At 73.3% G+C, this 25817-nt stretch carries 23 protein-coding genes; 11 read left to right on the top strand and 12 right to left on the bottom strand.

The features are described 5' to 3' along the window. Positions 1 to 77 precede the first annotated feature (77 nt). The 5 genes from AB0B20_RS05990 to pdhA form a co-directional block, all read right to left on the bottom strand. Positions 78 to 2942, bottom strand: coding sequence for a hypothetical protein (locus AB0B20_RS05990; RefSeq protein ID WP_357468484.1), 2865 nt, complete (start codon positions 2940 to 2942; stop codon positions 78 to 80). 347 nt (positions 2943 to 3289) lie between these two features. Further along, positions 3290 to 3427, bottom strand: a complete 138-nt coding sequence (locus AB0B20_RS05985) for a hypothetical protein (RefSeq protein WP_176730560.1) — start codon at positions 3425 to 3427, stop codon at positions 3290 to 3292. Positions 3428 to 3651: 224 nt separating this feature from the next. Then, positions 3652 to 5115 carry a dihydrolipoamide acetyltransferase family protein gene (locus AB0B20_RS05980; RefSeq protein WP_357468681.1) on the bottom strand — a complete coding sequence of 488 codons (1464 nt, stop codon included), beginning with the start codon at positions 5113 to 5115 and terminating at the stop codon, positions 3652 to 3654. Between the two features lie 5 nt (positions 5116 to 5120). Next, on the bottom strand, positions 5121 to 6110 hold the full coding sequence (locus AB0B20_RS05975) for an alpha-ketoacid dehydrogenase subunit beta (RefSeq protein ID WP_357385235.1): 990 nt from the start codon (positions 6108 to 6110) through the stop codon (positions 5121 to 5123). Beyond that, positions 6110 to 7288 carry a pyruvate dehydrogenase (acetyl-transferring) E1 component subunit alpha gene (gene pdhA / locus AB0B20_RS05970; RefSeq protein ID WP_357385233.1) on the bottom strand — a complete coding sequence of 393 codons (1179 nt, stop codon included), beginning with the start codon at positions 7286 to 7288 and terminating at the stop codon, positions 6110 to 6112. Before pdhA ends, AB0B20_RS05975 begins: the two co-directional genes overlap by 1 nt. 486 nt (positions 7289 to 7774) lie before the next feature. Here pdhA and AB0B20_RS05965 point away from each other — a divergent pair, with 486 nt between their 5' ends. After that, a complete protein-coding gene (locus tag AB0B20_RS05965; RefSeq protein WP_357385231.1) occupies positions 7775 to 8521 on the top strand; it encodes a hypothetical protein in 747 nt (248 codons plus the stop codon). A gap of 33 nt (positions 8522 to 8554) precedes the next feature. Here the strand turns inward: AB0B20_RS05965 and AB0B20_RS05960 are convergent, their stop codons facing one another. The 3 genes from AB0B20_RS05960 to AB0B20_RS05950 are packed head-to-tail and all read right to left on the bottom strand — an operon-like array spanning position 8555 to position 13351. Further along, positions 8555 to 9781 carry a hypothetical protein gene (locus AB0B20_RS05960; protein WP_357385229.1) on the bottom strand — a complete coding sequence of 409 codons (1227 nt, stop codon included), beginning with the start codon at positions 9779 to 9781 and terminating at the stop codon, positions 8555 to 8557. 52 nt (positions 9782 to 9833) lie between these two features. Further along, a complete protein-coding gene (locus AB0B20_RS05955) occupies positions 9834 to 11537 on the bottom strand; it encodes a GTPase (protein WP_357468481.1) in 1704 nt (567 codons plus the stop codon). Continuing rightward, entirely contained in the window at positions 11534 to 13351 is a 1818-nt protein-coding gene (locus AB0B20_RS05950) for an ABC transporter (RefSeq protein ID WP_357385225.1), read from the bottom strand. The genes AB0B20_RS05955 and AB0B20_RS05950 overlap by 4 nt, the downstream gene beginning before the upstream one ends. 210 nt (positions 13352 to 13561) lie before the next feature. Here AB0B20_RS05950 and dnaK point away from each other — a divergent pair, with 210 nt between their 5' ends. The 5 genes from dnaK (at position 13562) to AB0B20_RS05925 (ending at position 18320) form a co-directional block, all read left to right on the top strand. Then, complete coding sequence (dnaK, locus tag AB0B20_RS05945; protein WP_357385223.1) at positions 13562 to 15430, top strand: molecular chaperone DnaK; 1869 nt, start codon at positions 13562 to 13564, stop codon at positions 15428 to 15430. 48 nt (positions 15431 to 15478) lie between these two features. Then, positions 15479 to 16216: a nucleotide exchange factor GrpE gene (gene grpE / locus AB0B20_RS05940; protein WP_357385221.1), complete on the top strand. Its 738-nt coding sequence runs from the start codon at positions 15479 to 15481 to the stop codon at positions 16214 to 16216. Between the two features lie 79 nt (positions 16217 to 16295). Continuing rightward, positions 16296 to 17483 carry a molecular chaperone DnaJ gene (gene dnaJ / locus AB0B20_RS05935; protein ID WP_357385219.1) on the top strand — a complete coding sequence of 396 codons (1188 nt, stop codon included), beginning with the start codon at positions 16296 to 16298 and terminating at the stop codon, positions 17481 to 17483. A gap of 24 nt (positions 17484 to 17507) precedes the next feature. After that, on the top strand, positions 17508 to 17948 hold the full coding sequence (locus AB0B20_RS05930; RefSeq protein WP_120572381.1) for a MerR family transcriptional regulator: 441 nt from the start codon (positions 17508 to 17510) through the stop codon (positions 17946 to 17948). A gap of 165 nt (positions 17949 to 18113) precedes the next feature. Beyond that, on the top strand, positions 18114 to 18320 hold the full coding sequence (locus tag AB0B20_RS05925) for a hypothetical protein (protein WP_018785523.1): 207 nt from the start codon (positions 18114 to 18116) through the stop codon (positions 18318 to 18320). Between the two features lie 91 nt (positions 18321 to 18411). On the opposite strand, the gene AB0B20_RS05920 is transcribed toward AB0B20_RS05925, so the two are convergent. From AB0B20_RS05920 to AB0B20_RS05905, 4 genes are all read right to left on the bottom strand, one after another. Next, positions 18412 to 18840, bottom strand: a complete 429-nt coding sequence (locus AB0B20_RS05920) for a hypothetical protein (protein WP_357385216.1) — start codon at positions 18838 to 18840, stop codon at positions 18412 to 18414. Between the two features lie 168 nt (positions 18841 to 19008). Further along, the gene (locus AB0B20_RS05915; RefSeq protein ID WP_357385214.1) at positions 19009 to 20226 is read right to left on the bottom strand and encodes a cation:proton antiporter; all 1218 of its coding nucleotides are present in this window, start codon (positions 20224 to 20226) and stop codon (positions 19009 to 19011) included. A gap of 5 nt (positions 20227 to 20231) precedes the next feature. Continuing rightward, positions 20232 to 20732 carry a cation:proton antiporter regulatory subunit gene (locus AB0B20_RS05910; RefSeq protein ID WP_357385212.1) on the bottom strand — a complete coding sequence of 167 codons (501 nt, stop codon included), beginning with the start codon at positions 20730 to 20732 and terminating at the stop codon, positions 20232 to 20234. Positions 20733 to 20804: 72 nt separating this feature from the next. Beyond that, entirely contained in the window at positions 20805 to 21023 is a 219-nt protein-coding gene (locus tag AB0B20_RS05905) for a winged helix-turn-helix domain-containing protein (RefSeq protein ID WP_357385210.1), read from the bottom strand. Between the two features lie 217 nt (positions 21024 to 21240). On the opposite strand from AB0B20_RS05905, the gene AB0B20_RS05900 reads away from it, so the two are divergent. The 5 genes from AB0B20_RS05900 to AB0B20_RS05880 all read left to right on the top strand — a co-directional run bounded on the left by AB0B20_RS05900 (position 21241) and on the right by AB0B20_RS05880 (position 25817). After that, the gene (locus AB0B20_RS05900) at positions 21241 to 21546 is read left to right on the top strand and encodes a DivIVA domain-containing protein (RefSeq protein WP_357385330.1); all 306 of its coding nucleotides are present in this window, start codon (positions 21241 to 21243) and stop codon (positions 21544 to 21546) included. Beyond that, complete coding sequence (locus tag AB0B20_RS05895; protein WP_357385208.1) at positions 21543 to 21797, top strand: hypothetical protein; 255 nt, start codon at positions 21543 to 21545, stop codon at positions 21795 to 21797. Before AB0B20_RS05900 ends, AB0B20_RS05895 begins: the two co-directional genes overlap by 4 nt. A gap of 159 nt (positions 21798 to 21956) precedes the next feature. Continuing rightward, a complete protein-coding gene (clpB, locus tag AB0B20_RS05890; RefSeq protein WP_357385206.1) occupies positions 21957 to 24548 on the top strand; it encodes an ATP-dependent chaperone ClpB in 2592 nt (863 codons plus the stop codon). A gap of 169 nt (positions 24549 to 24717) precedes the next feature. Next, positions 24718 to 25098 carry a hypothetical protein gene (locus AB0B20_RS05885; protein WP_357468476.1) on the top strand — a complete coding sequence of 127 codons (381 nt, stop codon included), beginning with the start codon at positions 24718 to 24720 and terminating at the stop codon, positions 25096 to 25098. An 80-nt stretch (positions 25099 to 25178) separates the two neighbouring features. After that, complete coding sequence (locus AB0B20_RS05880) at positions 25179 to 25817, top strand: DUF4178 domain-containing protein (RefSeq protein ID WP_357468473.1); 639 nt, start codon at positions 25179 to 25181, stop codon at positions 25815 to 25817.

The raw sequence follows: 25817 nt of genomic DNA, 5'->3' as shown, positions 1-25817 counted from the left end.
CCGGGGGTGAACAGACGCACACCGGAAACGGCGGAGCGCCCACCCCGGCGAGGGATGGGCGCTCCGCGTACGTGCGGTTACTGGCCGGCCGGCTTCAGGCAGAGCACCCGGGTGGTCCCGCCGCCCTCCACCGAGACCGATGGCTGCGCCTGGTCGGCGCACTTGTCCTTGTTGTCCACCTTCGACACCACGCTGAACGCGCCCGGCTCGCCGCAGTCGGCGGCCACGGCGCTCGTGCCGGACTGCTTCACGCAGGAGCCGACCGCCGGGTCGAAGCCCGCCGACTTGTCGTCGCCGACCTTGCCGAGCAGCGTCAGCAGACCCAGCGGCACGGCGAGGATGAGCACCGCCGCGATCAGTACGGCGGCGAGCACCCGGCCGTTGCGCACCTTCGGCGGGGGCGCCTCGGTCTGCGACTCGACGGCATCCGGCTTGAACGCGTCGAAGCGGCCCTGCTCCGGCTCGCCGCCGGGGCCGTCCTGCGCCCAGGCGGGCGGGGCCTGCTGGGGCGGGGGCGGGAAGGCGTTCATCCCGCCGGCCGGGCCCTGGCCGGGCACGGCTACCGAGGCACGGCCCCCGGCCGACGGCCCGAACCGGTCCGGCTCGCCGAACGGCTCCGGCCGCCCGGCCGGGCTGCCGAACGGCGCCGGCTGACCGGCCGGCCCACCGAACGCATCCGGCCCGCCGAACGGCTCGGGCCGCGCGGCCGGGCTGCCGAACGGCGCCTGCTGCCCGCCCGGCCCGTCGAACGTCTCCGGCCGGCCGCCCGGGCCGCCGAACGCGTCCTGGCCGCCGGGAGCGCCGTACGAGTCCGGCCGGCCGCCCGGGCCGCCGAATGCGTCCTGGCCGCCGTACGGGCTCTGCGGACCGCCGAACGGGTCACGCACGTCGGGCTGCTCGCCGCCCGGGTGCACGCCGTTTGCGGGACGGGTGTTGCCGGGCGGGTCCACGAAGGACGGCACGCCGACCGGGAACGACGGCGGCGCGGCCGGCTCGGAGGGCGCTCCGGCGTACCCGTGCGGGCCGTCGGCGTCCTCGGACCTCGCCTGCCGGCCCGGCCCAGGGAAGCCGTTGCCGTGCGGCCCGTCCTGGCCGGGGTACCCGGTCTCGTCGGGCTCGTGGGCGTCCTCGGGCTCCGGGCGGGCGGGCCGGCCGTACACCCGGGGCTGCGGCGTCGGGGCGCTGGTCGGCAGCGGCTGGTCGGACGGCGGGGTGACCCGGCTGGCCACCGGGACCGACGCGCTCGCCGAGACCGGGCCGCCCTCCGGGGAGGTACGCGGCGTGGGAACGGCGGGCGACTGCGGCTCCTCCGGGCGGGACGCCCCCCAGGCGCCGTCGCCGCGCTCCGGCTCGTACCCCTGGGGTTCGGTGCCCGGCTGGTCGGCGGGCGGCGCGGCGGCCAGCGCGGCGCCCGGCACCCGCTGCTGCTGCGCCGGCAACGGCACCGCGTTGCCGGGGGAGATGCCCGGCGCGGGCGCTGGCTGATAGGCCGGAGCGGAGTCCTCGGACCGGCCCCACGCCTCGGCCGGCGACCACGGCTCGGGCGACGGTGCGGCCGGACGCTCGTCCTGGTTGCCGCCCCAGCCGGAGGGCGCGTCGGGAGACGGTGCGGGCACGCTCGCGCGGGCCTCGGCCGGCGCGGCGGCACCCCAGGCGGGCTGCGCCGGTTCGTCAGCCGGCCGCCCGCTCTCGTGCTGCCGCGGTACGGCGGCGCCACCCCAGGCACCGCCCTGCTCGCCGGAGTCACGCTGCTGCGGTGCGGCGGGGCCGTCGTTCCAGCCACCGGCCTGCCGGCTCTGGTTCGGCTCCCAGCCGCCCGGCTGCGCCTCGGCCGGGCTTGCGGCGCGACCGGCGGCCCAGCCGCCGGAACGGTCCGGGTCCTCGCTGCGGGCCGGCTCGTCCCAGCCGCCGGACCGGTTCTCGGCCTGCGGGGCGGGCCAGCCGCCGGACCGGTGTCCCTCGTCGTGTTGCGGCGCACCCGACTGCCGCCAGCCGCCGCTGTCCTCCGGCGAGCGGCCGTCCTGATCGGACTGCTCGGCAGCGGACCAGGCGTTGTCCGGCCGGGCGGCGCCGGGCACCGGGACCGCGGCGGCGGCCCGGGCGGGCGGCGACGGGTCGGCCGGCGGCCAGGTGGCGCCGGTCTGCTGACCCGGTGCCCAGGCCGGCTGGCTCTCCCGTGGGTTCCAGCCGCCCGAGCGGTTCGGGTCGTCGGACGCGGCGGGCTGCTCGTCGCGCGGGTTCCAGCCGCCGGAGCGGTTCGGGTCGTCCGGCGGCGGCGCGGCGGCCCAGCCACCGGCGCGGCCGGGAGCGTCGTCGTGCTGCCCGCCGGTGGGCGCGAAGCCGCCGGAGCGGTGCGGGTCGTCCGCCGGGCTGGGCGTGACCCAGGTCTCGTTCGGCACGGTGGCCGGGGCGGGCACGTAACCGGTGCCGCGTGCGGCCTGGTCACCTGCCGGCGACCAGCCCGGCTGATCGCCGGAGCCCCGGCCGGGACGGTTCTGCTCGGCGGTCCAGGGGGCCTGCGCCGGCTCGGCCGGGCTGCCCGGCGGCGTGGCGGCCCAGGCGGGCGGCGACGGGTCGGCGGCGCGGTCCGGTCCGGGCTGCTCCTGGTTGCCCCAGGCGGGGCCGCCGGAACCGGCCCAGGCGGGGTTGCCCTGGTCGTTGCCGCCCCAGGCGGGCTGCGGGACCTGGGCGGTCGCCCGCCCGGTCACCGGCTGGCCGGCGGGCGGGGCCCACGCGGGTGGCTGGTCGTCGTTCGCGGCCCAGGCAGGGGCCGGCTGCGCGGGCCGGCCGGCGGGCGGGGGCGGTGCCCAGCCGAGGTCGGGTGCGCCGTTGTACCCGTTGTCCTGCTGCGCCGGCTGATCGCCGTACGGCACCGGTCCGCCGGTGCCCGGCGACACCTCGCCCGGCTCGTGGCCGGGGCGGTGCGGAGCCTCGGACGTCATGGGTGCGCCTCCTCCATCACAGGTCGGCCGCCGATGCCGGTCGGGAGACCGTCGGCACGGCTGCCGGCGTCGCCGGCGGGTACCGGCCGTGCGGGCTCCCCGCACCGTATCCGGTGGTCGCCCGAGGCCGCTCGGGGGAGCATCAGCGGTCACCGAATGTCACCGGACGACGTCGATGGGTTTCGCTGTCTCTCGTGCGTCCGGAGTCAGCCGGTTGGCGACCGTGCCAACCGTACCGGGCGGTGGAGCGAGGTGGAATCCCGGTGCCGAGCGATACCGATACGCCGAAGACCCGCCCGGTGCCGGGCGGGTCTTCGGACTGGAGGAGGTGAGAAAGGTGTGTGGCGTCAGCTCAGGTGACGCTGGGCGATGGCGAGAAGCTCCTCGCGGACCGCGGGCGAGTTGGCGGACCGCAGCGCGTGCTCGATGGCGCGGGCGCGGCGGTTGGCGTCGCGGCGGGTGCGGATTCGCTCGATCATGCTCATCTCGGGTCTCTCCTCCTGGCTATTCGGTTGTCAGCCCCTTGATGTCTCTATTTAAGCGCACCGGGCCGCCGATCGCCATCGATTATTAGGTGAGCTGAACCACGTACCTAAGGATCGTAGGTCCACACGACTGCGGACCCTTTGATTCTGTTCCCTCAACGGCCGCGGCCGGTGTGCCGGGCGTTCACCCGTGGCACACCGGCCGTGACCGGAGCGGTGGTACGTCAGGTCCAGGCGAGCAGCGCCGCCTCCGGGTCGGCCAGGAAGTCCCCGATGTCGCGGAGGAACTTCGAGCCCAGCTCACCGTCGATGATCCGGTGATCGAAGGACAGCCCCAGCGTGGTCACCAGGCGCGGCTTGACCTTGCCCTTGTGCACCCACGGCTGCTCGCGTACCGCGCCGAAGGCGAGGATCGCCGACTCGCCCGGGGGCAGGATCGGCGTACCGGTGTCGACGCCGAAGACGCCGACGTTGGTGATGGTGAGCGTGCCGCCGGACATGTCCGACGGGGACGTCCGGCCCGACTTCGCGGTCCGCACCAGCTCCGTCATCGCGTCCGCCAGCTCGCGTAGCGAGAGCCGCCCGGCGTCCTTGATGTTCGGCACGATCAGACCGCGTTCGGTGGCCGCCGCGATGCCGAGGTTGACGTACTCCTTCACCACGATCTCGTCGCCGGCCCAGGTCGAGTTGACCATCGGGTGCCGCTTGACCGCCAGCAGCACCGCCTTGGCGACGAGCAGCAGCGGTGAGACGCGTACGTCCCGCCACTCGCGCCGGTCACGCAGCCGGTCCAGCGCCTTCATCGCCCGGGTCACGTCGACGGTCAGGAACTCCGTGACGTGCGGGGCGGTGAATGCCGAGCGGGCCATGTTCTCGGCGGTGAGCTTGCGTACCCCCTTGACCGGGATGCGCTGCTCGCGGTCCGCGCCGAAGCTCGCCGCCGACGCGGCCGGTGCCGCGACCGTCAGCGGCTCGGCCGCCGCCGGGGTCGCCGTCGCCGCCCGCTGTACGTCCTCGCGGGTGATCGAGCCGAGCGGACCCGAGCCGGTGAGCGTGGCCAGGTCGATGCCGAGATCCTTCGCCAGCTTGCGGACCGGCGGCTTGGCCAGCACCGGACCGGAGACCCGGCCGTTGCCGTTCACCGCCGGCGTCACCGGCGCGGGAGCGACAGGCGCGGGTGCCGCCGGGGCGGCGGCCTGAGCCGGTGCGGCCGGCTGCGCCGGCACGTCGCCCCTGCGCGGACGGCGCTTGGCCGGGGCGTTGCGCGGGCCGTAGCCGACCAGCACGGCGGTACGCCCACCCGGGGCCACACCACCGATCAGGCCCGGCTCGACCATGCCCTCGGCGGGCGCGACCTGCACCGCCGCCAGCGACGCGGCCGACGGGGTGGGCAGCTCCGACGTGGGGACGGCGGTGGTCGACTCCTCGATCGGCCCGGCGCCCGGGTCGGTGTCGATCGCGATGATCGGCACGCCGACCTCGACGGTCGACCCCTCCGGGTGGAAGATCGCCCGCACCCGGCCGGCCCACTTCGCCGGGATCTCGACCGCCGCCTTGGCGGTCTCCACCTCGACGATCGGCTGGTTCAGCTCGATGTCGTCGCCGACCTTGACGAGCCAGGCGAGGATCTCGCCCTCGGTCAGGCCCTCGCCGAGGTCGGGAAGGTTGAACTCCTTGATCCGGGACATGCCGCTCACCAGCCGAAGGTGCGGTCGACGGCGTCGAGCACCCGGTCCAGGTCGGGCAGGTACTCCTCCTCCACCCGGGCGGCCGGGTAGGGGGTGTCGAAGCCGGTCACCCGCAGCACCGGGGACTCCAGGGAGTAGAAGCACTCCTCGGTGATCCGGGCCGCGATCTCCGACCCGAGACCCAGGTTGCCCGGGGCCTCGTGCACCACCACGCAGCGGCCGGTGCGCCGCACCGACTCGTACACGGCGGTCAGGTCCAGCGGCGAGATCGTGCGCAGGTCGATGACCTCCAGCTCGCGGCCGTCCTCGGCGGCGGCGGTGGCCGCGTCCAGCGCGGTGCGGACCATCGGGCCGTACGCCAGCACCGTCGCGTCGGTGCCGGCCCGCACGACCCGGGCCGAGTGCAGCGGGTACGCGTCGGCGACCGGCGCGTCCAGGTCCACCGGACCCTTCTCCCAGTAGCGCCGCTTCGGCTCCAGGAACACGATCGGGTCGTCCGACGCGATGGCCTGCTGGATCATCACGTACGCGTCCTGCGGGTTCGCGCAGCTCACCACCTTGAGACCGGCGGTGTGCGCGAAGTACGCCTCGGGCGACTCGGAGTGGTGCTCGACAGCGCCGATGCCGCCGCCGAACGGGATGCGGATGACCATCGGGATCCGCACCTTGCCCTGCGAGCGGTAGTGCATCTTCGCCACCTGCGACACGATCTGGTCGTACGCGGGGTAGACGAAGCCGTCGAACTGGATCTCGCAGACCGGCCGGAAACCACGGATGGCCAGGCCGACGGCCGTGCCGATGATGCCGGACTCCGCCAGCGGGGTGTCGATCACGCGCTGGTCGCCGAAGTCCTTCTGGAGGCCGTCGGTGATCCGGAACACGCCGCCGAGCTTGCCGACGTCCTCGCCCATGATGACGACCTTGGGGTCGTTCTCCAGGGCCCGCCGCAGGCCGGTGTTGAGTGCCTTGCCGAGGGTGAGCGTCTCCGTGGCCATCAGTGCGCGCTCCCCTCGAAGGACTCCATGTACTGCGTGAACCGGGCCCGCTGCTCGTCCAGCTCGGGAGAGCCGTTGGGGTAGACGTGGTCGAACATGGTCACCGGCTGCGGGTCGGGCATGGCGAGCACGCGCTCGCGCAGGTGCACCGACTCGGTGCGGGCCTGCTCGTCGACCTCGGTGAAGAACGACTCGTCGGCGATCTTCTGCTTGGTGAGGAACGCCTTCATCCGGGCGATCGGGTCCTTGGCCTGCCACGCCTCGACCTCGCTGGCGATGCGGTAGCGGGTCGGGTCGTCCGAGGTGGTGTGCGCGCCCATCCGGTAGGTGTACGCCTCGATCAGGCTCGGGCCCTGGCCGTTGCGCGCGTTGTCCAGCGCGTGCCGGGTCACGGCGTACGACGCGAGCACGTCGTTGCCGTCCACCCGGACGCCGGGGAAGCCGAAACCGCCGGCCCGCCGGTACAGCGGCACGCGGGTCTGCCGCTCCAGCGGCTCGGAGATGGCGTACTGGTTGTTCTGGCAGAAGAACACCAGCGGGGCGTTGAAGACGCTGGCCCAGACGAACGACTCGTTGACGTCGCCCTGGCTGGTGGCGCCGTCGCCGAAGTAGGCGATGACCGCCTCGCCGTCCTCGCCGCCGGTCTTGCCGTCCATGGCGACGCCCATGGCGTACCCGGTCGCGTGCAGGGTCTGCGCCCCGATGACGATCGTGTACATGTTGAACTTGAACTCGTTCGGGTCCCAGCCGCCCTGGTCGACGCCACGGAACAGGCCCAGCGGCATGATCGGGTCGATGCCGCGGCAGTAGAGCACGCCGTGCTCGCGGTAGGTCGGGAAGGCCATGTCCTGCGTACGCAGCGCCCGGCCGGAGCCGACCTGCGCGGCCTCCTGGCCCAGCAGGCTGGCCCACAGGCCCAGCTCGCCCTGGCGCTGCAGGGCGGTGGCCTCGGCGTCCAGCTTGCGGACCAGCACGAGGTCGCGGTAGAGCCCGCGGTACTCCTCGTCGGTGAAGTCGACGCGATACTCGGTCCCGTCCGGGCCGAGCGCGGTCTCGATCCGCTCACCCTCGGGGGTCAGCAGCTGTACGAGTTCCGGTTCACCGGTCGCGGCGGCGCGTCTGGTGCGGGGTGCGGCCCGCTTGCTGCGGGTGGCGGCCCCGGGGTCGCCCTTTGCCATCCGTCTCTCCCTGTCTGTCTGCGCCGGCGCCGGGGGTGACCCGAGCCGAGCACCTCGTGCGCCGCCCGGCTGGTGCCGGGTCGGTCCCTGGCGACCGCGCCTCACCCCGGTAGGGGTTGCCGCGCGGCGTGAGCCGGAGTCAGTCGGGGACGGACCCTGGCCCGGGAGCGCCGGCATCGTTCCGCACCAGCCGCGGGGTACGCGGAGGTGCCGGCTGCGTTGCCGTCATGCCTGAATGATTGCAGAGGAGGTGAGCGGGCCCACAGTATGGCCTCCCTCGCAGGTGAGGTTCGGTCGGGTTGACGACGGATGAGCGGGTTTGTCCGCAGTGGCGAGAGGGCCCGACGTACAAAATGTGTGTCGACACGCGGTTGCGGCTGGTGAACTGAGCGTCACTGGGTCAAGCTGACGTCGAGCCCTAGCGCGGCATTTGTCCTAATATCCGCGCGCGCTCTCCCGTCCTGTCCGCACGTGAGGAGTGTGCCGGTGTCCGAACCAGAGGGTCCGCCCGGTACGCCCCTCCTCGGCCGGCACCGGGCGCTGCCCGCCTCGCCGTACCGCCGGATCGTGGGCGCGCACCGCGCCTCCGGAACCGGCGGTCCCAGCCGCGGCTACCTGCTCACCGTGGCCCTGCTCGCCGGCACCGCGTCGATGCCGATCCTCGCCGCGATCAGCACCGGCTCGGCCACCGTCGGCAACAGCGCGCTCCCCGACACGAGCACCCCGTTCCTGCCGACCCCCTCCGTCGGACCGGTGGTCATCCCGATGCCGCACGGCACCCAGGCCCCCGTGCCGTCCACACCCACGCCCGCCGTCGACGTGACCTCGGTGCCCCCGGCGCGACCGTTCATCCCGGTACTCCCGGCGGCGCCGGCCCTGCCCGACGACAGCGACCTCGGCTCCCGGCGCCGGTCCCGCCCGGTCGCCGTACCGCCGCCGCCGTCCACGCCGGTCCGTCCCACGCCGGTACGCCCGCCGCGCCCGTCTCCGGTGCCCTCACCGTCGCCGTCGCACCCGGGTACGCCCGAGCCCAGCCGGACCCCGAGCCCCAGCCCGAGCCCCGAGCCGTCCGTCACGACAGTCGAGCCGACCTCCGAGCCCTCGGACACCGCCGAGCCGACGTCCGAGCCGCCCTCGGACCCCACCACCGAGCCCACCGCCACGTCGTCGTCGGGTTCCACCGCCGAGCCGACAACACCAGCCGATACGCCGACGCCCACAGCGACCGCCTAGGGGCGTGGCCACGCGACGACGGGGCGCCTCGGGTCAGGCCGGGTCGTCGGTGAGGCGGTGACGGTTCGCCTCGATCCACGCGTTCAGCGCCTCCGGGTCGTCCGGGTCCACCCCGTCCGCCATCAGCTGGGCCACCGCCGCGGTGGCCGGACTGCGCCGCTCGCCGGTGCTGTAGAGCCGGGCGAACTCCGGGACCATCTCGGTGATCGCCTCGTCCGTCCGGGCGGCGGCCGGCTGCGACAGCCCGCGTTGCCGGGCCGCGTACGCCGCCCAGGCGCGCAGCACCCGGGGAAGCATCGCCGCGTCGTCCATGTCCAGCACGGCGCGGCGGTGCACCCAGTCGAGCAGGAACAGCTCGGCCACCATCGGGCTCCACCGCATCGGGTCGGCATCAGGGAAGCTGGCCGCGTGGTCGAGCAGCAGGCCGAGGCAGAAATGCAGCGAGGCCAGCTCGCCGTCGGCCACCTCGGGCAGGCCGAACCGGGCCGCCTCCGGCGAGTCGAGGAAAACCCGGACCAGGCGGGTGCGTTCCTCGTCGGTGGGCGGCGGCACGACCGCCGGACCGGGCGGCGGCGTCGGCCCCGGCAGCGCGGCCAGCCGGGCGCCCACCAGCGCCCGGTCGGTGGCGAGCGAGCCCTGCGCGGGCAGCTCGGCGAGGTCGTCGGTGACCGCCAGGTGACGGCTCACCTCGGCGTGCATCCGGGCCGGGTCCTCGGTGCGGAACCAGGTGAACTCGTCCTCGGTGCAGATCTCCCGGGCCTGCTCGACGATCCGTCCGGCCGGACCGCCGACGAAGACGTCCTTGGTGATGCCGATGTTGTGGTCGACGAGGGCCACCAGGGCGTGCTCCGGGCCGCCTTCCTCCTCGTCGTCGTACGCGAAGGTGGCGAGGTAGGAGGTCTGGTCGCCGTACACGTCGCCGTAGGCCCAGGCGCCCGTCACGCGCACCCGGCCGAGCTGGCCGGCCCACGACGGGGCGTACGCGCCGGGCCGGACCCGGGCGGCGCCCTCGGCGTCGGGCACCAGGGCGGCGAAGACGGCCCGCAGGGTGGTCGCGGCGGCGCTGCGGCGCCGGGACGTGGCGGCGAGGAAGCCGCTGACGAACTCGCGGACGGCCTGCTCCCGGTCGTGCTCCGCGACGGCGTAGACGCTGCCCAGCAACGCGGCGCCGAGCATTTCCGCGTCCAGGGCCGAGTCGAGCCTCGTCACGTCGCGCGCGGCGTGCAGCACCGCGTCGTAGGGGGTCTGTGGCGTGGCCATGCGTCGACCCTACGCCGCACGCGCCGCCCTCACACCGGTCAGCACGCCGGGCTCAGCGCCGTCCCGCCTCGCGCAGCGCGTCCCGCGCCGTGCCGTAGCGCGCCAGCACCGCCCAGACCGGATCGAGCACGTACTTCTCGCTGACGCTGCCCACCGACGTGAGCAGGCGTTCCTCGGCCCGCGACCGGGCCCGTCGGGCCGCCCACCGGACCACCGGCCGGGTCACCGCCGCGATCAGCAGCCCGGCCAGCAGGCCGCCGAGCAGCAGGACGGTCGGCCACGGCACCACGCCGAGCGTCGGGTGCTCCAGCGGCGGCAGGCCGAGCAGGCGCACCGCGTACCCGAGGAGCAGCCAGACCAGGCCGGCCAGCGCGGCGAGGGTGACCACCCACTGGAGCGCGCCCACCACCCGCCACCAGGCCGGTCGCCGCTCCATGCCCAGGTCGGTCGCGGCGACCGCGTGGTCGAGCGCGCCCGGCAGGTCGGCCTGCCGGGCCCGGGCCGCGGCGGTCACCGCGGTGGGCCACGGCACCGGCAGGCCGGCCCCGGACCGCTCGGCCACCGCGCGGATCGCCAGCGTGACGGCGGAGCGCTGCGCGGCCGTCGGATCGGGTACGGAGGTGGCCGCGACCAGGCTCTCCGCCGGCGCGTCCGGATCCCGGCCGGACAGGTGCAGCCGGCGCAGCGGATCCGGCCGCAGCTTGCGCCAGCTCCGCAGCAGCGGCCAGCCGGTGTTGCCCACCGCCCGGTGCCGGTACGCGCCCTCCACCGCCGCCGCCACCGTCGGCACCCCGGCCGCCCCGGCGAGTGCCCGGGTCAGCTCCTGTGCCGAGGCGTCACCGGGCCGGGTGCGCGGCGGCTCCGGCCCCACGAGCGGTTCGAGATCGGCCACCACGGCGTCCACGTCGCCGGAGAGCCGGCGCAGCGCGGCCTGCCGCTCGGCGACCGTACGCTCCAGCTCGGCCCGCAACCCGTCCAGCCCGTTCGGGTCCACCGCGACTGTGGGCAGCAGCGGCACCCCGTCCAGCCCGTCGGCGTCGAGCAGCCGGCGCAGGTCGTCGAGGACCTTGGGCAGCTCGGTCGGGTGCAGCCGGTCGGCCTGGTTGAGCACCACGACCGTGACGTCCCGGTGCCTGTGGAACTCGCGCAGGTAGCTGGTGTGGATCACGCGGTCGGCGTACTTCTGCGGGTCGACCACCCAGACCACCAGGTCGACCAGGCCGAGCAGGCGGTCGACCTCCAACCGGTGGCCGTGCTGCACCGAGTCGAAGTCGGGCAGGTCGAGCAGCACCAGGCCGTGCAGGTTCGACTCGTCGTCGCCGTCGAGCGGGCTCTCCCGGACGAACCGGTGCCGGGGCAGCACCCCCACCCAGTCGAGCAGCCGGACCGCGCCGTCCAGCGGGCCCCACACGCAGGCGTGCGCGACACCGGTGGTGGGCCGGCGCACGCCGACCGGGGAGAGGTCGAGCCGCGCCAGCGAGTTGAACAGGCTCGACTTGCCGCTGCCGGTCGCGCCGGCGAGCGCGACCACCGTGTGCCGGCCGGAGAGCGCGAGGCGGTCACCGGCGCGCTCGACCACCGTGTGGGCGGGGACGAGCTGGGCGTCGGGCACGTGGCCGTCCACCGCGCCGAGGAACCGCTGGATCGCGGTCAGCCGTTCGATCAGGACGTCCGGGTCGACCCGCTGCTCACCCCGCATCGCCTCGCGCATCCGTCCCACGATGTTGCTCACGGTGCCGTCCTTGCCTGCGCTCACGGGCGGCCGTCCTGCTCGGGGGTCGGGAACAGACCGCTGCGGTGCCGGGCCCGCTCGACCTCGACGGCGGCCCAGCGCAGCGCCGCGCCGGCGTTCGCGGCCGGGCGTTCGGCCTCGGTGCGGGTCAGGTAGCGCGCGGCCTCCTCGGCCAGCAGCTTGCCGACCCGGTCGAGCAGGTCGACGCGGGCCGTGCGGGCCAGGTTGCGGACCGCCTGGTCGCCGAAGATCGCCTGGAGCACCGTCTGCCCGGCCACCGCGGTGCCGGTGCCGGCGGCGACCTCCAGCCCGGTGGGGATGAACGCGGTGGAGGCGAACACGCCGATCATGACGGCGAGGCCGGTGGCGTTCACCGCGTACGCGGCCGTGCGGGCCACGAACCGCCGGTCGCCGCCCTCGACCCGGACCAGCTCCAGCACGCCGCGCTGCCAGTCGCGGACGAGCTGCTCGGCCCGCTCGGGCAGGTCGGCCGAGGGGTGGGCCAGGTCCGGTTCCAGCAGCGCCGCGCCCGCCGGGTGCGCCTTCCAGCTGGTGTACGCGTTCTCCGCCGCCTCGGCGGTCACCCCGCGCAGCAGCGTGACGAGCTGGGACTCGATCGCGGTACGCAGTTCCGCGGCGGGTGCGGGCCGTCCGGTGACCGCGGCGACCACCCGGTCGCGCAGCCGCCCGATGCGGGCCTCCAGCCCACGGAAGAACTCGCCGGTGCCGACGAACTCCTGCCAGCGGGCCAGCACTTCGCCGCGCAGCAACCGGCCGTCCTTGAGCCCCTGGTCGACGCTCCGCTCCGCGCCGCGGTACGCGGCCCGCACCCGCTCGTCCAGCGCGTCGGCGGCGGTGACCTGCTCGTCGGCGGCCTCGGCCAGCACCTCCACCACCGGGTGCAGCGCGGCGAGCGCGCCGTCGAGCGTCTGCCGGACCACCGCGGCGCGGGCCTCGGCGTCGGCGGCCAGCCGGGTGAACCAGTCGCTCAGCGGTGCGGTGATCCGGTCCGGCAGCAGCCCCTGCCCGTCCACCCAGGTCTCCGGCAGCACGAACAGCGGCGCGGCGCCCAGTTCCTGCTCGGCGAGCATCTCGGACAGGTGGGTGGCGATCTCGTCGGCCGCCTCCGGGGGTACCCGGTCCAGCACCATCGCCACCGCGGTGCCCCGGGCGCTGGCGCTGCGCAGCAGTTCCCAGGGGACGGCGTCGGCGTAGCGGGCGGCGGTGGTGACGAACAGCCAGAGGTCGGCGGCGGCGAGGAGCTGGCCGGCGAGCGCCCGGTTGGCGTCGACCACCGAGTCGATGTCGGGTGCGTCGAGGAAGGCCAGGCCGGGCGGCAGCGCCGGGGCGGTGACCAGGTGCAGGGTGCCCGGCTGGTCGCTCGGTTCGGTGGTCCGGGTCAGGCCGGGCAGCAGCTCGCCCTGCCGGAACCAGGAGGCGTCGGCCGGGCTGCACACGAGCACCGGGGAGCGGGTGGTCGGGCGGAGCACACCGGCCGCACTGACCCGCGCCTTCACCAGGCTGTTGACGAGCGTCGACTTGCCGGCACCGGTGGAGCCGCCGACGACCACCAGGAGCGGGGCGTCGAGGCGGGCCAGCCGGGGCAGCAGGTAGTCGTCGAGCTGGTCGGTGACGCTCGCCGCGGCGTGCCGGGCCGGCTCGGCCGAGGGCAGGGCGAGCGGGAAGCGGGCCGCGCCGATCGCGGCCCGCAGGCCGGTGAGCGCGGCGGGCAGGCCGTCGGCGGCGTGAGCAGGCTGATCGTCGCCGGTGGTGGCTCCGGTGCGGGCTGCGACGGCGGGCGCGCCGGCACGGGTGGCGGAATCGCCATGCGTCGTCACCGCTAAAGCGTGCCCGACCGACGCAAGGTAAGACAACCGGACGGTAGTAACGGTCGGGTTGCGCCGGGTCGGCTCAACCTCGACTTGCGGATTGGCGAACGCGTGGCACTATTGAGTCAAGTTCACTCAACTTGTGGTGCGGTCGCTTCCGGGCGGCCCGCCGGGCAGGCCGTCTGACCTGCTCACCCGTTACGAAGCGAGGAAGCGAACATGGCACGTGCGGTCGGCATCGACCTCGGCACGACGAACTCCTGCGTCAGCGTTCTCGAGGGCGGTGAGCCCACCGTCATCGCCAACGCCGAGGGCTCGCGTACGACTCCCTCGATCGTCGCGTTCGCCCGCAACGGCGAGGTGCTCGTCGGTGAGGTCGCCAAGCGCCAGGCGGTGACCAACCCCGACCGGACCATCCGGTCGGTCAAGCGTGAGATCGGCACCAACTGGACCGTCGACATCGACGGCAAGAAGTACACCCCGCAGGAGATCTCGGCGCGCACGCTGATGAAGCTCAAGCGGGACGCCGAGGCGTACCTGGGCGAGCAGATCACCGACGCGGTGATCACCGTCCCGGCCTACTTCAACGACGGGCAGCGCCAGGCCACCAAGGAGGCCGGTGAGATCGCCGGCTTCAACGTGCTGCGGATCGTGAACGAGCCGACCGCGGCGGCCCTGGCGTACGGCCTGGACAAGGGCTCCAAGGAGCAGACCGTCCTGGTCTTCGACCTCGGTGGCGGCACCTTCGACGTGTCGCTGCTGGAGCTGGCCGAGGGCGTGGTGGAGGTCAAGTCCACAAGCGGTGACAACCAGCTCGGTGGTGACGACTGGGACCAGCGCATCATCGACCACCTGGTGAAGACGTTCCGCGGCGAGCACGGCATCGACCTCTCGCAGGACAAGATGGCGATGCAGCGGCTCAAGGAGGCGGCCGAGAAGGCCAAGATCGAGCTGTCCGCCGCCACCACCAGCAACATCAACCTGCCGTACATCACCGCCGGCTCGGCCGGTCCGCTGCACCTCGACGTGACGCTCAGCCGCGCCGAGTTCCAGCGCATGACGCAGGACCTGCTGGACCGCTGCAAGGGCCCGTTCGAGCAGGCCGTGAAGGACGCCGGGATCAAGATCTCCGACGTCGACCACGTCATCCTGGTCGGCGGCTCGACCCGTATGCCGGCCGTGACCGACCTGGTCAAGCAGCTCACCGGCCGCGACCCGAACAAGGGCGTCAACCCGGACGAGGTCGTCGCCGTCGGCGCGGCCCTCCAGGCCGGTGTGCTCAAGGGCGAGGTCAAGGACGTCCTGCTGCTCGACGTGACCCCGCTGAGCCTGGGCATCGAGACCAAGGGCGGCATCTTCACCAAGCTCATCGAGCGCAACACCACCATCCCGACCAAGCGCTCCGAGGTGTTCACCACCGCCGACGACAACCAGCCGTCGGTGCTGATCCAGGTGTTCCAGGGCGAGCGGGACATCGCCGCCTACAACAAGAAGCTCGGCACCTTCGAGCTGACCGGTCTCCCGCCGGCCCCGCGCGGCGTGCCGCAGATCGAGGTCACGTTCGACATCGACGCCAACGGCATCGTGAACGTGCACGCGAAGGACCTGGGCACCGGCAAGGAGCAGAAGATGACGATCACCGGCGGCTCCTCGCTGCCGAAGGACGACATCGAGCGGATGCGCCGGGACGCCGAGGAGCACGCCGACGAGGACAAGCGTCGCCGTGAGGAGGCCGAGACCCGCAACGTGGCCGAGGCGCTCCAGTGGCAGACCGAGAAGTTCCTCGCCGAGAGCGGCGACAAGCTGCCCGGCGAGAACCGCGACCAGCTCAACGAGGCGCTCGGCGAGCTGCGCAGCGCCCTCGGCGGACAGGACATCGAGAAGATCAAGTCCGCGCACGAGAAGCTGGCGCAGGTTTCCCAGCAGGCGGGCTCGCTGCTCTACGCCCAGCAGCAGGAGGGCGAGCAGACCGCCCCGGGTGCGGCCGGGCCGGGCGCGGGTGCCGGCGCGGGTGCGGCCGGTGGCCCGAAGGCCGGTGGCGCCGACGACGTGGTCGACGCGGAGATCGTGGACGAGGACAAGAAGTGACATCCGGTCCCGGACACGATTCGCACGGCAGAGGGATGAGGTAACCGCATGACGGACAAGCCACGAGCGGCCGACCCGGGTGCCACCGGGTCGGCGCCGGGCGCCGGCAAGGACACCGGCGACGAACCCCGGGTCGTCATCCGCGACAAGCGCAAGCTCGGCAAGGCGACCGAGCAGTCGGCGAACGACGCCTCGGCGGCCGACGCGGCCGCCGACGCGCCCGCCGAAGGGCTGGTCGAGGAGGCCGAGGTCGTGGTCGACGAGATCGGCGGCGAGGCCGAGGTCAGCGGTCCGGCAGTGGTCGACTCGCCCGCCGAGCCGAACGGCGGGACCGGCACGGACGCGCCACTCGGCGCCGAGCTGGAGTCGCTGCGCACCGACCTGGAGGAGCGCACCCGCGACCTCCAGCGGGTGACGGCGGAGTACGCCAACTACCGCAAGCGGGTCGACCGGGACCGCAACCTGGTGCAGGAGCAGGCCACCGGGGCGGTGCTGACCGCGCTGCTGCCGATCCTCGACGACCTGGACCGGGCCCGCGAGCACGGCGACCTGGTGGGCCCGTTCGGCAGCGTGGCCGAGCAGCTCACCGGTGCGCTCGCCAAGTTCGGCCTGACCGCGTTCGGCGAGAAGGGTGACCCGTTCGACCCGACCCGGCACGAGGCGGTGGCGCACCAGACCTCCGCCGACGTGACCGAGCCGACCTGCGTACAGGTCATGCGCCGGGGTTACCAGCTCGGCGAGCGGCTGCTGCGGCCCGCCATGGTCGCGGTCGCGGACCCGGAGTAGTGCCGACCCGTGACGTCCCGCCCGCCCGCACCGGGCGGGCGGGACGACCGGGATTCGACCCGTGGAAGGGGGTGGACCGGTGAGTTCCAAGGACTGGATCGAGAAGGACTACTACGCCGCGTTGGGCGTGGACAAGTCCGCCTCCTCGGACGAGATCAAGAAGGCGTACCGCAAGTTGGCCCGGGAGTCGCACCCGGACCACAACCCCGGCGACAGCGGGGCCGAGGAGCGGTTCAAGACCGTCTCCGAGGCGTACGCGGTGCTCGGTGACGAGAAGAAGCGCCGCGAGTACGACGAGATGCGCTCGCTGTTCGGCTCCGGCGCGTTCCGGCGCAGCGCCCGCGGCGGGGGCCAGCCGGGCGGCATGCCGTTCGACGTCTCCGACCTGTTCGGCGGCGGCGCCGGCGGCGGCGACAGCCGGTTCAGCGGCGGCGGTTTCACCGACCTGTTCAGCACGATCTTCTCCGGTGGCGGCGGGGGCGGTGGCCCGGCGCGTCCGCGCGGCCCGGCCCGTGGCCGCGACGTCGAGGCCGAGGTGGCGCTCGACTTCACCGACGCGGTGAACGGCGTCACGCTGCCGCTGACGCTGCGCGCCCCCGGGGTCTGCGAAACCTGCCACGGCAACGGCGCCAAGCCCGGCACCCAGCCGGTGGCCTGCCCGGTCTGCCACGGCGCCGGGGTGACCACCCGCAACCAGGGGTCGTTCAGCTTCTCCGAGCCGTGCCGCAACTGCCAGGGCGTCGGCACGATCGTCGAGGAGAAGTGCCCGGAGTGCCACGGCACCGGCGGGGTCACCAAGACCCGCACGCTGACCGTGCGCTTCCCCGCCGGGGTGGCCGACGGGCAGCGGATCCGGCTGGCCGGCCGGGGCGAGCCCGGCGAGCGGGGCGGTCCGGCCGGTGACCTGTTCGTGCAGGTGAAGGTCCGTCCGGACGAGCTGTTCGGGCGTACCGGGGATGACCTGACCCTGAACGTCCCGATCACGTACGCCGAGGCGGTTCTCGGCACGGACCTGCGCGTACCGACCCTGGACGGGACGGTGACCCTGCGGGTGCCACCGGGTACGCCCAGCGGGCGGGTGCTGCGCGCCCGCGGCAAGGGCGTCGTACGCAAGGACGGCCGCGCCGGTGACCTGCTGGTCACGCTCGACGTGGTGGTCCCGGCGAAGGTCTCGGACGAGGCGCGGGCGGCGCTGGAGACCTTCGCGGCGCAGACCCCGCCCGCCGCGCGGGAACATCTCGAGGCGCGGGTACGTCGATTCAGTTGACGGCGGCAGCGGAGGTGAGCGGGCATGTCGGAGGAGTACGTCGGCTCGGGTGACCCGGCCTACGAGGCCAAGGTCTTGATGATCTCGGTAGCCGCGCGGATGGCGGGGATGCACCCCCAGACGCTGCGCCAGTACGACCGGCTGGGCTTGGTGCAGGCCGGCCGGGCGTCCGGCGGCGGTCGCCGGTACAGCGTCCGGGACGTGGTGCTGCTCCGCGAGGTGCAGCGGCTCAGCCAGGACGACGGGATCAACCTGGCCGGGGTCAAGCGGATCATCGGGTTGGAGCGGCTGCTCGAAGAGGCGCAGCAGCGGGTGGCCCGGCTGGAGGCGGAGCTGGACGCCGCGTACCGGCGGATCGCCGAGCTGGAGTCGCTCGGCGGCTTCCCCCGCGGTGACCTCGTGCCCACAAACCGCACGTCCACAGCGCTCGTCGTCTGGCGTCCACGCCGCGCTCCCGACCGCTGACCTCCTCGTACCGGAAGGCCGGCGCGCCCCGCTCCCCCGGGGCCGCGCCGGCCTTCGTCGTGCGCGGGCCGGTCGGCGGAAACCGGGGTGCGGCAGGGTGGGGTCCACTACGCTTTCCGCAGGGGTAAAAGCCTCAAAGCGGACTCCGGACTGGCGGGGGGAGTCATGACGGAACCGGCGAAGAAGGTGGCCGAGCGCGCGGAAGAACGGCTGGAGAAGGTGGCCGAGAACGTCCGCGAGCGGTTCGACCGGGTCACCGAGGGACGCTTCAGCGACAAGGTCAAGGAAGGGCGCTTCGCCGACCAGACGGACCACGGCGTGGACCGGGCGCGGGACGACGAGCGGCGCCGTAAGCAGGGCGGATCGACCTGACGATCCGCCGACGTGCGGGCCGGGATCCACGGGGGATCCCGGCCCGTTCGTATCCGGGGGATCGCGGCCCGTTCGTATCCGGCGGCGAGGGTCAGAGGCGGCGGTTCTCGCGGACCAGGCCGCCCTCGCACCAGTCCCGGTAGACGAAGAGATCCGGTCGGGCCAGCAGCACCCGGCTGTTGTGCGCCCAGTTGCGCATCAGGTCGTCGCCGGACTTCTCGGCCTGCTCGACCAGCTTGCGGAACCGGCGCTTCGGGTGGGCGCGGAAGTTCGTCCGGATGCCGTCGGCGGCATAGATGTAGAGGCAGTGCAGGGCGAACCGCCGGGCCGGGCAGCTCTGGTCCATCGCCAGGTCGAACAGCGTCTGCACCAGGTGGTCACCGGCGACCAGCAGGTCCCAGTCCGGCGGCATCGAGGTCAGCGGCACCGAGTCCGGTTGATAAGCCCACGCCCGCAGTTCGGTGGGCGAGGGATCGACGGGGTTGGCGAAGCCGCGGAACGTACCTTCCTGCACGCTCACCGGCCGACCTTCCGCTTGCGCTGGCGGGGGGCGCAGGCCACCCGCGGACCCTGGCTGCTGGGCCGAAACGTTAACGCGGTTGGACGGAGCAGTGGTAGACCTTCCCGGGATCAATTTGACAACGCCGGGCCGGATCTGCCCTGCGGCTGATCCGGCCCGGCACCGGGGTCAGTCGCCGGAGCCCAGGGGTAGCGGCGCGGGTGGCCGTACGGCTGCGGCGCGGGTGCGCAGCCACTGCTTGAACCACCGGGTGTCGGGCAGCCGGGCGAGCAGCGGCCCGGTCACCACCGTGATCAACACGTACGCGGTGGCGAGTGCGGCGAGCTTCGGCTCCACCGGGTAGACGGCCGCGACGGCCAGTCCGGCGATGACGATCGAGAACTCGCCGCGCGGGGTCAGCGCCAGCCCGGCCCGCCAGCGTCCGGGCTCGGCGATCCCGACCCGGCGGGCGGCCAGGTAGCCGGTGGCCACCTTCGTCGCCATGGTCACCACTGCGAGCAGCAGCGCGGGCAGCAGCACCGGAGGCATGTCCAGCGGGTTGGTGACCAGCCCGAAGAACACGAAGAAGACCGCGGCGAACAGATCGCGCAGCGGGGAGAGCAGTTCGGTGGCGTGGTGCGCCACCGGCCCGGACAGTGCGATGCCCACCAGGAACGCGCCGACCGCCGCCGACACCTGGAGCTTGGCCGCGACGCCGGCGACGAGCAGGGTCAGGCCGAGCACCCCGAGCAGCAGCGCCTCCGGATCCTTCGCGGAGAGCGCGGCGGAGATCAGGTGGCCGTACCGGATCGCCACGGCCAGCACCACGACGACGGTGAACACCGCGATGGCGAGCGCGATGCCGCCCTTCATCAGGCCGACCCCGGCGAGCAGCGCGGTGACCAGCGGCAGATAGAGGGCCATCGCCAGGTCCTCGATCACCAGGACGGAGAGGATCACCGGGGTCTCCCGGTTACCGACCCGGCCCAGGTCGCCGAGCACCTTGGCGATCACGCCGGACGACGACACCCAGGTCACGCCCGCCAGCACCACGGCCGCCACCCAGCCCCAGCCGAGCAGGAGCGCGAAGGCGAAACCGGGCAGCGCGTTGAACACCGCGTCGATCACCCCGGCCGGCGCGGCCGAGCGGAGGTTGCCCACCAGCTCGTTGGCGCTGTACTCCAGACCGAGCATGACCAGCAGCAGGATCACGCCGATCTCCGCGCCGACGGCGAAGAACTCCTCGCTGGCGTTGAGCGGCAGCAGGCCGCCGTGCCCGAACGCCAGGCCGGCGAGCAGGTACAGCGGGATGGGCGAGACGCCGACGCGGCGGCTCAGGCGGCCGAGCAGGCCGAGCAGGAGCAGCAGCGCGCCGACTTCGATGAGCAGGATTGTGGTTTCGTGCATACGCGTCAGCCGTCCGGATCGGTCTCGGCGAGGATCGCGGTCACGCCGTCGAGGCCCTGACGGGTACCGACCACGACGATCACGTCGCCGGCTTCGAACCGGAAGGTGGGTTCGGGCGAGACGTTCACGGCGCCCTGACGCAGCACGGCCACGATGGACGCGCTGGTCCGGGTGCGTGCCTTGGTGTCCGCGAGCCGCCTGCCGACGTACTTCGAGCCCGCCGGGATGGCGACCTGTTCGGTCAGCAGCCCGGCGGCCTGCTCGCGCAGCCCGGAGAGCTGACCCAGCATCAGCGACGCGCCGAGGATGTCGGCGAGCGCCTCCGCCTCGTCGTCGGTCAGCGGTATGTCATGTTGGCAGGAGTCGGGATCGTCCGGGTCGTAGAGGACCAGGTCGCGACGGCCATTGCGATGGGAGACCACGCCGAGCCGGCGGCCGGACTCCGTCATCAGATCATGACGTACGCCGATCCCGGGCAGGGCGGTCTGTTCGACACGTACTCGCACGCCGGTGAGGCTACCGCTGCGGCGCACGCGCCGATCCCGGGGCCGAACTAAAGATCGGTCGATACGGCTCGTCTAGACCCGCTCGGCCACGAACACGCCGACGCCCTCGAGTGTTTCGGTGAGGCCGGTCGCGCGGAGGATCATCATCGCCTTGCCGACGACCGTGTCCGAAACGCCGTACTCCTTGCACAGCTGGGCGCGGCTCGGCAGCTTGGTGCCGGGTGGCCACTCTCCCGAATCGATCTTGCTCTTCAGCTCGTCTGCGAGCACTTGGTACTGCTGCTTGGGCATACACACTCCCCGGATGGCACGCCCATTCGACCACGCACCCACCTCCAACCTCAAGCAATTGTGGGTCGGTCGTTGACCTACAACTGGTACCGATTGTAGGTTGCTGAGGAACGCTCCCGGATGGCACCTGGAGCTTTCCAGGGTCGGGGCGGGCATCCCCGTGGCTCGTCCCGACCCCCGGTCCTCGGCGAGAAGGGACAGTGTCGTGCGTAATCTCCTGCGAATACGTTCGCGGCGGCGGAACGTCGGTCCGCCCAACTCCGCGCCGGTCGGCGCCTACCGCTCCACGTCGTACCTTCCGCTCCGGCCCTGGCAGGTGCGGGGCCACAGCTTCACGACATGCCGTCGGGGGTTGGACCCCGCCGAGGTCGCCGCGTTCCTCGACCGCGTCGCGGGGGACCTTGCCGCCGCGTACGCCGAAATCGCCCGGAGCCGGGAGGAGACGGCCCGGATCAAGGGTGCGTTGCGCGAGTGGCAGTCCCGTCAGGCTCCGTCGATGCGCGACCTGGCCGGGCGGCAGTGACCGGGCGGTACGTGATCCATCTGCCGGTGCGCGCGGCGGACCTGGCCCGGGCGAAGATGCTCGGTCGCACGGCCGGGCGGTCGTTGGCGTTCCTCGCGGTGGTGGAGATGGGCGGGATCACCGTCTCGGCCGAGGACGACCAGGCCGTACGCCATTGGGTGTTCTGCGACCGCAAGCTGGACGGCGGCCGGCGTTGCGTGCTGCGCGCCGACCACGAGACCCCTTGCCTCGCGCGCCTTCCACGTCGTTGAGATCTTGGTACGAAACGGCCCCTCCAGGGGCCTTTTTGTACCAAGATCTCTCCGGTCGGACCGGCGGACGGTGACTCAGGTCACAGGGGTGGACTTGAGCGGAATAGACTCAACTCTGGTTGTGTCATGTCCAGTGGACACGCCGATCCGGGGGAGCCCATGAACACGGAACGTCTCACCACCAAGAGCCGCGAGGCCATCACCGGTGCCGTCGCGCTGGCGAACCAGCGCGGTCACGCCACCGTGGAGCCCTGGCACCTGCTGCTGTCACTGCTGGACACCGAGGGTTCGACCGCCGCGGGCCTGCTGCGCGCCGTCGGTGCCGACCCCGCCGAGCTGCGCCGCGTCGCGCTGCGTTCGGTGGACGCGCTGCCCGCCGCGCGCGGATCCAGCATCGCCGAGCCGACGCTGGCCCGCGAGTTCGTCAACGCCATCGGCGCCGCCGAGCAGATCGCCCGGCCGCTGGGCGACGAGTACACCTCCACCGAGCACCTCCTGGCCGGGCTGGCCCGGGTCGGCGGCGCGGTCTCGGTCGCGCTGAAGAACTCCGGCGCCACCGAGGAGAACCTGGTCGCCGCGTTCCCGACCGTGCGCGGCGGGGACCGCCGGGTCACCACCGCCGACCCGGAGCAGACCTACCAGGCCCTGGCCAAGTACGGCGTGGACCTCACCGCGAGCGCCCGCGACGGCAAGATCGACCCGGTGATCGGCCGGGACTCGGAGATCCGCCGGGTGATCCAGGTGCTGTCCCGGCGTACCAAGAACAACCCGGTGCTGATCGGCGAGCCGGGCGTCGGCAAGACCGCGATCGTGGAGGGCCTGGCCCAGCGGATCGTGGCCGGCGACGTGCCGGAGTCGCTGCGGGACAAGAAGCTGGTCTCGCTCGACCTCGGCGCGATGGTCGCCGGCGCGTCCTACCGGGGGCAGTTCGAGGAGCGGCTGAAGTCCGTGCTGGAGGAGATCAAGAACTCCGACGGCCAGGTCATCACGTTCCTCGACGAGCTGCACACGGTGGTCGGCGCCGGCAAGGGCGAGGGCTCGATGGACGCCGGCAACATGCTCAAGCCGATGCTGGCGCGCGGCGAGCTGCGGATGGTCGGCGCCACCACGCTCGACGAGTACCGCGAGCACATCGAGAAGGACCCCGCGCTGGAGCGGCGCTTTCAGCCGGTGCTGGTCGGCGAGCCGACCATCGAGGACACCATCGGCATCCTGCGCGGGCTCAAGGAACGCTACGAGGTGCACCACGGCGTACGGATCACCGACGCCGCGCTGGTCGCCGCCGCAGCGCTCTCCGACCGGTACATCACCGACCGGTTCCTGCCGGACAAGGCCATCGACCTGGTGGACGAGTCCGCGTCCCGGCTGCGCATGGAGATCGACTCGCGGCCGGTCGAGGTGGACGAGATCGAGCGGGCGGTACGCCGCCTGGAGATCGAGGAGATGGCGCTGGCGAAGGAGCCGGACGCCGCGTCCGCCGAGCGCCTGGAGCGGCTGCGCAAGGAACTGGCCGACAAGCGCGAGCAGCTCACCGCGCTGTCCGAGCGCTGGCAGACCGAGAAGAGCCACATCACCAAGCTCTCCACCGCCAAGGAGGAACTGGAACGCCTCGGCGGCGAGGCCGAGCGGGCCGAGCGCGACGGCGAACTGGAACGCGCCGCCGAGCTGCGGTACGGCCGGATCCCCGCGCTGCGGACCGAGCTGAAGCAGGCCGAGGAGGAACTGGCCCGGCTCCAGGCCGACGGCGCGATGCTCAAGGAGGAGGTCGGCGCGGACGACATCGCCGCCGTGGTCGCCTCCTGGACCGGCATCCCCGCCGGGCGGCTGCTGGAAGGCGAGACCGCCAAGCTGCTGCGGATGGAGGAGTCGCTGCGCGCCCGCGTGGTCGGCCAGGCCGAGGCGGTCGGCGCGGTCTCCGACGCGGTACGCCGCGCCCGGGCCGGCGTCGCCGACCCGGACCGCCCGACCGGCAGCTTCCTGTTCCTCGGCCCGACCGGCGTCGGCAAGACCGAGCTCGCAAAGGCACTCGCCGAGTTCCTCTTCGACGACGAGCGGGCCATGGTCCGCATCGACATGAGCGAGTACGGCGAGAAGCACTCGGTGGCCCGCCTGGTCGGTGCCCCGCCCGGATACGTCGGCTACGAGGAGGGCGGCCAGCTCACCGAGGCGGTACGCCGCCGCCCGTACTCGGTGATCCTGCTCGACGAGGTGGAGAAGGCGCACCCGGACGTCTTCGACGTGCTGCTCCAGGTGCTCGACGACGGCCGGCTCACCGACGGTCAGGGCCGTACGGTGGACTTCCGCAACGCGATCCTGATCCTCACCTCGAACCTGGGCTCGTCGGTGATCAGCGACCTGACGCTGACCGAGAACGAGCGCCGGGAGGGTGTGCTGGCGGTGGTCCGGTCGCACTTCAAGCCGGAGTTCCTCAACCGGCTCGACGACATCGTGGTGTTCGCCGCGCTCCAGGGCGAGGACCTGCGGTCGATCGTGGACATCCAGCTCGACCGGATGCGAACCCGTCTTGCGGACCGCCGGTTGGCGCTGGACATCAGCGACGCCGCCCGGACGTGGCTGGCCGAGCACGGGTACGACCCGATCTACGGCGCCCGCCCGCTGCGCCGGCTGGTGCAGTCGGCGATCGGCGACCAGCTCGCCAAGGCGCTGCTGGCCGGTGACATCCGCGACGGCGACACGGTCCGCGTCGACCTGTCCGACTCCAAGGAGTCCCTGGCGGTCACCGCCGCCTGACCCGTCCCACCCGCGAAGGCCCGGCCCTCCCAAGGCCGGGCCTTCGCCGTCCGGTGGGGCGTGGCGCTCGTCGTGGGTGTTAAGAAGGGACCCTTCCTCTACCGGAGGCGTTAACAGGGGGCCCTTCCTTGTGGTTGGAGGGGTTGGTGGGGTGGGCACATAGTGGGGTATGAGCGGGACGTGGGAGCGGGAACTGGACGAGGCGGCGCGGGAACTCGACGGCGCGGACACCCTCGCCTTCGGCGGGGTGGGGCTGGCCGGGCAGGTCCTGCCCGCGACCGAGGCGTACCGGCGGCTGGAGCAGGGGCTGCGCGAGCACCCGGAGGCGGCCCGCAAGCGGATCGACAGGTTGCTCCGCAAGGGGTCGCCGGCCGGGCGGGCGTACGCGGCGACGCTGCTGGAGGCGGTCGATCCGGCCGCCGGGCGGGCGGCGTGGATCCGGCTGCGCGACCACGACGGCGAGTTCACCACTTTCTCCGGCTGTCTGATGGGCCGGGCCACGCTGGGCGAGTACGCGGCCGACCGGCTCGCCGGCCACGCCGGTAACTGAGCGGATACTCAGCGTCCAGGACTTCAGCAGGCGTGTGTGCGGTTGTTACCGTTCCCGCCGAGCACGTTGGGGAGGCGGCTGTGAACGGTTCAGTGGCGTGGCTGGTGACGACGCTCGGGTGCCTGGTCGGGGTGGCCGGTGTGGTGATCGCCGTGATCGCGGTGCGGAAGTCCCGGTCCGCGTCCGGCCCGAAGACCAAGGCGGCGCCGGGGGACCCGTTCCGGGACCGGGACGCCGACGCGCTGCGCGGCGACCCGCGCGGGCTCAAGCCCGGCGACATCGTCGAGATCCGCACGGTGCCGTACACCGTGCGCGGCTCGGTGCACCTGGTCGAGGGCGGCTGGAGCTGGGCGGAGCACCTGCTCGACGACGCGGGCGGGGTGAAGCGCTGGCTCTCCGTCGAGTCCGACCCGGACCTGGAGCTGGTGCTCTGGACCAGCGAGCCGGGGGCCACCGTGACGCCGGGCGCCCCGACGCTGGAGATGTCCGGCCGCCGCTACAACTGGGACGAGTCCGGCCAGGCGCGGTACACCGCGACCGAGGGCACCGGCCTCGATCCGCACGGCACCATGCGCTACCACGACTACCAGGCGCCCGGCGGGGCGCGGCTGTCGTTCGAGGCGTACGGGGAGGCCGGCTGGGAGGTCAACCTCGGTGAGGAGCTGCGCCGCGCCGAGGTGATGATCTACCCGCAGGGCGGCCCGGAGACGGTGCGCTGA

The sequence above is a fragment of the Micromonospora sp. NPDC049151 genome, assembly GCF_040648395.1.
GTDB lineage: Bacteria > Actinomycetota > Actinomycetes > Mycobacteriales > Micromonosporaceae > Micromonospora.
This window is presented reverse-complemented; position numbering and strand designations above follow the sequence as displayed.

Bases quoted from the DNA above. Each gene is read 5' to 3' on its own strand.
- grpE (WP_357385221.1), top strand. From the start codon at position 15,479: ATGACGGACAAGCCACGAGCGGCCGACCCGGGTGCCACCGGGTCGGCG.
- AB0B20_RS05985 (WP_176730560.1), bottom strand. From the start codon at position 3,427: ATGAGCATGATCGAGCGAATCCGCACCCGCCGCGACGCCAACCGCCGC.
- clpB (WP_357385206.1), top strand. From the start codon at position 21,957: ATGAACACGGAACGTCTCACCACCAAGAGCCGCGAGGCCATCACCGGT.
- AB0B20_RS05990 (WP_357468484.1), bottom strand. From the start codon at position 2,942: ATGACGTCCGAGGCTCCGCACCGCCCCGGCCACGAGCCGGGCGAGGTG.
- AB0B20_RS05930 (WP_120572381.1), top strand. From the start codon at position 17,508: ATGTCGGAGGAGTACGTCGGCTCGGGTGACCCGGCCTACGAGGCCAAG.
- AB0B20_RS05960 (WP_357385229.1), bottom strand. From the start codon at position 9,781: ATGGCCACGCCACAGACCCCCTACGACGCGGTGCTGCACGCCGCGCGC.
- pdhA (WP_357385233.1), bottom strand. From the start codon at position 7,288: ATGGCAAAGGGCGACCCCGGGGCCGCCACCCGCAGCAAGCGGGCCGCA.
- AB0B20_RS05915 (WP_357385214.1), bottom strand. From the start codon at position 20,226: ATGCACGAAACCACAATCCTGCTCATCGAAGTCGGCGCGCTGCTGCTC.
- AB0B20_RS05905 (WP_357385210.1), bottom strand. From the start codon at position 21,023: ATGCCCAAGCAGCAGTACCAAGTGCTCGCAGACGAGCTGAAGAGCAAG.
- AB0B20_RS05980 (WP_357468681.1), bottom strand. From the start codon at position 5,115: ATGTCCCGGATCAAGGAGTTCAACCTTCCCGACCTCGGCGAGGGCCTG.
- dnaK (WP_357385223.1), top strand. From the start codon at position 13,562: ATGGCACGTGCGGTCGGCATCGACCTCGGCACGACGAACTCCTGCGTC.
- AB0B20_RS05885 (WP_357468476.1), top strand. From the start codon at position 24,718: ATGAGCGGGACGTGGGAGCGGGAACTGGACGAGGCGGCGCGGGAACTC.
- AB0B20_RS05925 (WP_018785523.1), top strand. From the start codon at position 18,114: ATGACGGAACCGGCGAAGAAGGTGGCCGAGCGCGCGGAAGAACGGCTG.
- AB0B20_RS05975 (WP_357385235.1), bottom strand. From the start codon at position 6,110: ATGGCCACGGAGACGCTCACCCTCGGCAAGGCACTCAACACCGGCCTG.